This is a genomic window from Mesorhizobium sp. M2A.F.Ca.ET.037.01.1.1, from assembly GCF_003998075.1.
Taxonomy (GTDB): Bacteria; Pseudomonadota; Alphaproteobacteria; order Rhizobiales; family Rhizobiaceae; genus Mesorhizobium.
This window is the reverse complement of record NZ_RZSA01000385.1, coordinates 1-5,680: the sequence shown is the minus strand read 5'-3', so window position 1 is coordinate 5,680 and position 5,680 is coordinate 1. Positions and strand designations below refer to the sequence as shown.

The following is a 5,680-nucleotide window of genomic DNA, read 5'->3' as shown; positions in this document are numbered from 1 at the left end:
GCGCCGACGCTGGCGCCAGTCACCCCCACCCCCGAGCTGCGCTCGGGACCTCCCCCATCGAGGGGGAGGTAGGGCCTGCACCGGCCTCGCAGCCGACCCCCGAGCCGCGGTCCGCTCCCGCCGCCGGCAAGGTGACGGTCTCAAAGAAGGTCGAGCAGAAAGCCGAGCCGGCAAAGACTTCGGAGCCGGCGCCAAGGCGCTCCTGGTTCCAGCGCATGCGCGAAGGGCTCGCCCGCTCGTCCCGCGAGCTCACCGGCAACATTGCCGGCGTCTTCACCAAGCGAAAGCTGGACGAGGACACGCTGCAGGACCTGGAGGACGTGCTGATCCGCGCCGATCTCGGCGTGGAGACGGCGCTGCGCGTCACCGACTCGCTCGCCTCCAGCCGCTACGGCCGCGACGTCTCCGACTCTGAAGTCCGCGCCGTGATGGCCGCGGAGGTGGAGAAGGTGCTGATGCCGGTGGCAAAACCGCTCGAGCTCGATCTCAGCCATAAGCCGCATGTAATCCTGGTCGTCGGCGTCAACGGCACCGGGAAGACCACCACCATCGGCAAATTGGCCGCCAAGCTCACCGATGGCGGCCTCAAGGTGATGCTGGCCGCCGGCGATACCTTCCGCGCCGCCGCGATCGAGCAGCTGAAGATCTGGGGCGAGCGCACGAAATCGCCGGTCATCGCCACCAAGCTCGGCGCCGACGCGGCGGGCCTCGCCTATGACGCCTTCGAGAAGGCCAAGGAGGCCGGCTCCGACGTTTTGATCATCGACACGGCCGGCCGGCTGCAGAACAAGACCGAGCTGATGGCGGAGTTGGAGAAGATCGTGCGCGTGCTCGGAAAACTCGATCCGGAAGCGCCGCACACGGTGCTGCAGACGGTCGATGCCACCACCGGCCAGAATGCGCTGAACCAGGTCGAGATCTTCCGCAACGTCGCCGGCGTCAACGGGCTGGTGATGACCAAGCTGGACGGCACGGCCCGCGGCGGTATTCTGGTGGCGATCGCCGCCAAGCACCGGCTGCCGGTCTATTTCATTGGCGTCGGCGAGCAGGTCGATGACCTCGAACCGTTTTCGGCCAGCGAATTTGCCAGAGCGATCGCCGGCGTCGCCTGAACAAAGGCGTGATCTTGGAAAGCCGCCCGCTTTTCGGCCAGATCATGCGCAAGAAGGGTTTTTATGAACATCCTCGAACGCGACCCGTCCGATCCACGCCGCAAGCCGATGAACCCCGGCCTGAAATTCCTGCTCGAGCTTGGGCCGGGCCTGGTGTTCTTCTTCACCACCATCCGTGGCGAGTGGCTGGCCGAGAAATTCCCGGTGCTTGCCCATCTCGGCGAGCCGATCCTGATCGCCACGGCCTTCTTCATGGTCGCGACCGCGCTTTCGCTCGGCGTCTCCTGGCTGCTCACGCGCAGCCTGCCGCTGATGCCGCTGGTCTCGGCGATCGTCGTCTTCGTCTTCGGCGCGCTGGCGCTTTACCTGCAGGACAAGACCTTCGCTTTCATGAAGCCGACGATCATCAACTCGCTGTTCGGCGTAACCCTGCTCGGCGGGCTGCTGTTCGGCCGCTCGCTGCTCGGCTACGTCTTCGATTCCGCCTTTCAGCTCGATGCCGAGGGCTGGCGCAAGCTGACCTTCCGCTGGGGCCTTTTCTTCCTGTTCCTGGCCGTGCTCAACGAGGTGATGTGGCGTAACTTCTCCGAGGCGACCTGGCTATATTTCAAGGTCTGGGGCACGATCCCGATCACCTTGCTGTTCACCTTCAGCCAGATGCCGCTGATCATGCGCCACTCGCTCGAGGAAAAAGCCAAGGAAGAGAAGGCCGGGAACTAAAGCAATTCCAGGAAAAGTGTGACGCGGTTTTCCGTCCGGAATTGCGCCGGAATAAGGGGGGACGGCATGGAATTTCTCACCACGCATGACGAGCTGAGGACGATCTACAAGACGCCCCGGCCGACCGACGGCTCGATCCGCAAGGAACTGAAGAGCCTCGACGGCCATTGCCGCTCCTTCATCGGCAAGAGCCCCTTCGTGCTGATCGGTTCCTCCGACGGCGCCAGCAATGCCGACGTCACACCGAAGGGCGACAAGCCCGGCTTCGCCGCCATCCTCGACAACAACACCATCGCCATCCCCGACCGCCCCGGCAACAACCGGCTGGACACGCTGGAAAACATCATCCGCAACCCGTCGGTTGGACTGCTTTTCCTGATCCCCGGCATGAACGAGACGCTGCGCGTCAATGGCGACGCCCGCATCACCGTCGATCCCACCTTGCGCGAACGCCTGGCGGTCGACGGCAAGGAGCCCCAGAGCGTCATCGTGGTGACGGTCAAGGCCGCCTATATGCACTGCGCAAAGGCCTTCATGCGCTCCGATCTTTGGAAGCCGGAGACCTGGTACGACCGCGCGACGCTGCCGACGCTCGGCCAGATCATCCGCGACCAGCTGGCGCTGTCAGAAAGCGCCGGCGAGATCGACCGCGAGCTGGACGACGATTACCGGCAGACCATGTGGTAGCCTCGCCTGACGACTCACTCTTCGTCCGGGCCTCCCTTGATCGAGATCATCGCCCTATCGGGCAGCCTGCGCGCCGCGTCGACCAATTCGGCCCTGCTTGCCGCCCTGGCCGCCAATGCCCCTGACGACTGTAGCGTCCAGGTCTATGACGGGCTCGGCCGGCTGCCGATCTTCAACCCCGACGATGAGGGCGAGCGCACGCCGCCCGAAGCGGCGCGCCTGATCGAGATGGTCACCCCTGCCGATGGCGTCATCGTCTCCTGCCCGGAATACGCGCATGGCGTCCCCGGCGGCATGAAGAACGCGCTCGACTGGCTGGTGTCGCGCGACGCCGCCGTCGGCAAGCCGGCGATGCTGGTGCATGCCTCGACCCGCTCGCTCTACGCCCGGGCGGCGCTCGCCGAGATCATGCGGACGATGTCGTTTGCGCTGTATGAGGAGGCGGCGCTGGAGATCGCGCTGCTGGGCAAGAAGCCGGGGGAGATGGAGGCGATCCTGACAGAGGGTTCGAACCGCCAGGCGATGCGTGAGGCGGTGCAGGGTTTCGCAAGATTTATTCGCGAACGATGAGCGGTCTTCCCCTTCTCCCCTTGTGGGAAAAGGTGGATCGGCGCGCAGCGCCGAGACGGATGAGGGGGTGTTCCAGCGAAGTGAGGCATTGGCGACCTCGTCGCTGGACAAACGGCGTCGCCAAGCTGGAACACCCCTCATCCGACCTCGCTTCGCGAGGCCACCTTCTCCCGCAAGGGGAGAAGGAAGAAGCTACCCCTTCCGCAGCGTCTCGACATCGGTCTTGCCGACATACCAGTCGCGGGCGTTGACCTCCTCGAACACAACCCAGACATCGTTGTTGCCAAGCCCGGTGGCCTCCATGATGGCCGAAGTCACCTTCTTGGCGATGTCAGCCTTCTTGCCGGCCGGATCGGCGGCGATCACTTCCTTGACGATGCGGATGTTGACGAATGGCATGATGTCCTCCCCTTGGGTTCTGCCGGTTGACGTCGGGCGGCGGTTTGGCAATTCGCTCCGGCAAAGCGGATGGCGGTGGTTGCGGGAACCGCAGCGCGGCGGGCGCTGCGGGGATGCGCAGAAAGGCCAGCAAAGGCCAAAGAAGCGCCTTGAACAGCTTCAAAAAGTCTTCGCCCCGTTCACCATCAGCCGCACCATATAGAGCGAGGTGGTGCCGGCTATGTAGAGGCAGTTCAGCTTGTTGCCGCCGAACACGCAGTTGGCGGTCACTTCCGGCACCTTGACCTTGCCGATCAGCGTGCCGTCCGGGTCGTAGCAATGGATGCCGTCGGCAGCACTTGTCCAGATGCGCCCGTCGGAATCGAGCCGAAACCCGTCGAACAGGCCGGCGGTGCAGTCGGCGAAGACCTTGCCGCCCGAAACCTTCTTGCCGTGCTTGCCGACAGTGAAGACACGTATATGCGCCGGGTTCTTCTCGCCATGCGTGCGGCCGGTGTCGGCGACATAGAGCAGGCTTTCGTCCAGCGAGAAGGCGAGCCCGTTCGGCCGCACCATGTCGGTGATGACGGCCTCGACATCGCCGGTCTCCGGGTCGACCCGGTAGACATTGCAGGCGCCGATCTCGCTTTCGGCCTTGTCGCCCTCATAGTCGGTGTCGATGCCATAGCTCGGATCGGTGAACCAGATCGAGCCGTCGGAGCGCACCACGACGTCGTTGGGCGAGTTCAGCCGCTTGCCTTTCCACTTGTCGGCGATGGTGGTGGTCGAGCCGTCGAATTCGGTGCGGCTGACGCGGCGGCCGGAATGCTCGCACGTCACCAGCCGGCCCTGCCGGTCGACAGTATTGCCGTTGGAATTGCCGGACGGCTGGCGGAACACGCTGACGCTGCCATCGGTCTCGTCATAGCGCAGCATGCGGTTGTTCGGGATGTCGGACCAGACGACATAGCGGCCGGCGGCGAACCAGGCCGGCCCTTCCGCCCACCGGCATCCGGTGAACAGCTTTTCCACCTGCGCGCTGCCGTTGAACAGGCGCGCGAAGCGCGGATCGAGAATTTCGTAATAGTCAGCGGCCGCCATGCGTTTCCTCCCGGCATCAGGTGACGGACGGATCAAGCCAGCCCGCGGCCATTCTGGCAAGACGGCAGGCCTGTAATTTGTATGACAAAACGGATGAGAACTGCGTGAAGCGTAGCGCCAAAGGCCGCCATGCCGGATGCAGGAGCCCCTTACCCGCGGTTAACCGGCTATGCGCTGGTTGCAATAGTGCATTGCAACATCTTTCTTTTGCAACGCACCATTCCTATGTCATGCTCGCAATTGTCAGGGAGGAACAACCGGCCGCACCAGCGCGGCATGAAAGGAACCCTGTCATGTTCGACAATCTTGTCTACCGCGCTCGCGCCAGCATCGCCAAGCGCCGCCAGTACAACCGCCTCGTCGCCGAAATCGAAAACCTGTCCGGCCGCGATCTCGCCGATCTGCGCGCCGACCGTTCCGAGATGCTCTACCAGATCCGCAAGCAGATCTACGGCTGAGCGACAGGCCCTCACCCGGACCGCCAACCGAATTGCGAAGGGCAATTCGGGGCAATCCGACCTTTCCCCGAGGGGGAGAGGAACAGGTAAGCGCCGGCGCCGACCTCTTCCCCCCTCGGGGAGAAGGTGGCCGCGAAGCGGCCGGATGAGGTGGCGTCAACCCGGCGCCGCCAAGGCCTTCTCGATCTGTGGCAACAGCAGCGTCCTCACGGAGTCGGGTGTCAGCGGCCCGACATGCTTGTAGGCGATCTTGCCGTCCTTGCCGATGACGAAGGTTTCCGGCACGCCGTAGACACCCCAGTCGATCGCCGCGCGTCCGGCCGGGTCGACGCCGATCGCCTGATAGGGATTGCCGAGATCGCCGAGGAAGCGGCGGGCGTTTTCCGGCTGGTCCTTGTAGTTCAGCGCCGTAAGCGTGAAGCGCTTGTCCTGCGACAGGCCGAGCAGCACCGGATGCTCTTCGCGGCACGGCGCGCACCAGGACGCGAACACATTGACGAGCGTCACCCTGCCGGCAAAACTTTTGGAATCGAGCCCCGGCAGGTTCACCCCTTCCAGCGGCGGGAGACTGGTCTGCGGCGCCGGCAGGCCGATCAGCGCCGAGGGAATTTCGGCGACATCGCGGCCCGACAGAAGCTGCGACAGGAACAGCCC

General features: G+C 64.4%; 8 protein-coding genes. 5 read left to right on the top strand and 3 right to left on the bottom strand.

The window, feature by feature from the left end:
- From ftsY to EOA27_RS19265, 4 genes are all read left to right on the top strand, one after another.
- A partial coding sequence (ftsY, locus tag EOA27_RS19280) for a signal recognition particle-docking protein FtsY (RefSeq protein WP_245491120.1) occupies nt 1-1,112 on the top strand: 1,112 nt, incomplete at its 5' end.
- A gap of 63 nt (nt 1,113-1,175) precedes the next feature.
- A complete protein-coding gene (locus EOA27_RS19275; protein WP_126080443.1) occupies nt 1,176-1,832 on the top strand; it encodes a septation protein A in 657 nt (218 codons plus the stop codon).
- Nucleotides 1,833-1,898: 66 nt separating this feature from the next.
- The gene (locus tag EOA27_RS19270) at nt 1,899-2,519 is read left to right on the top strand and encodes a pyridoxamine 5'-phosphate oxidase family protein (RefSeq protein WP_127256901.1); all 621 of its coding nucleotides are present in this window, start codon (nt 1,899-1,901) and stop codon (nt 2,517-2,519) included.
- 36 nt (nt 2,520-2,555) lie between these two features.
- Complete coding sequence (locus EOA27_RS19265; RefSeq protein WP_127256899.1) at nt 2,556-3,089, top strand: NADPH-dependent FMN reductase; 534 nt, start codon at nt 2,556-2,558, stop codon at nt 3,087-3,089.
- A gap of 192 nt (nt 3,090-3,281) precedes the next feature.
- On the opposite strand, the gene EOA27_RS19260 is transcribed toward EOA27_RS19265, so the two are convergent.
- Both EOA27_RS19260 and EOA27_RS19255 read right to left on the bottom strand, forming a co-directional pair.
- Nucleotides 3,282-3,488, bottom strand: coding sequence for a 4-oxalocrotonate tautomerase family protein (locus tag EOA27_RS19260; protein WP_042645446.1), 207 nt, complete (start codon nt 3,486-3,488; stop codon nt 3,282-3,284).
- 159 nt (nt 3,489-3,647) lie between these two features.
- Nucleotides 3,648-4,568, bottom strand: a complete 921-nt coding sequence (locus EOA27_RS19255) for an SMP-30/gluconolactonase/LRE family protein (RefSeq protein WP_126080440.1) — start codon at nt 4,566-4,568, stop codon at nt 3,648-3,650.
- A 293-nt stretch (nt 4,569-4,861) separates the two neighbouring features.
- Between EOA27_RS19255 and EOA27_RS19250 the strand changes: the two genes are divergently transcribed.
- Nucleotides 4,862-5,026, top strand: coding sequence for a hypothetical protein (locus EOA27_RS19250; protein WP_245467316.1), 165 nt, complete (start codon nt 4,862-4,864; stop codon nt 5,024-5,026).
- A gap of 156 nt (nt 5,027-5,182) precedes the next feature.
- On the opposite strand, the gene EOA27_RS19245 is transcribed toward EOA27_RS19250, so the two are convergent.
- Nucleotides 5,183-5,680 (bottom strand): DsbE family thiol:disulfide interchange protein (locus EOA27_RS19245; RefSeq protein WP_145970421.1); only part of this gene is annotated, 498 nt, incomplete at its 5' end.

Coding starts and splice junctions, on each gene's coding strand:
- EOA27_RS19275 (WP_126080443.1), top strand. CDS start 1,176: ATGAACATCCTCGAACGCGACCCGTCCGATCCACGCCGCAAGCCGATG.
- EOA27_RS19270 (WP_127256901.1), top strand. CDS start 1,899: ATGGAATTTCTCACCACGCATGACGAGCTGAGGACGATCTACAAGACG.
- EOA27_RS19260 (WP_042645446.1), bottom strand. CDS start 3,488: ATGCCATTCGTCAACATCCGCATCGTCAAGGAAGTGATCGCCGCCGAT.
- EOA27_RS19255 (WP_126080440.1), bottom strand. CDS start 4,568: ATGGCGGCCGCTGACTATTACGAAATTCTCGATCCGCGCTTCGCGCGC.
- EOA27_RS19250 (WP_245467316.1), top strand. CDS start 4,862: ATGTTCGACAATCTTGTCTACCGCGCTCGCGCCAGCATCGCCAAGCGC.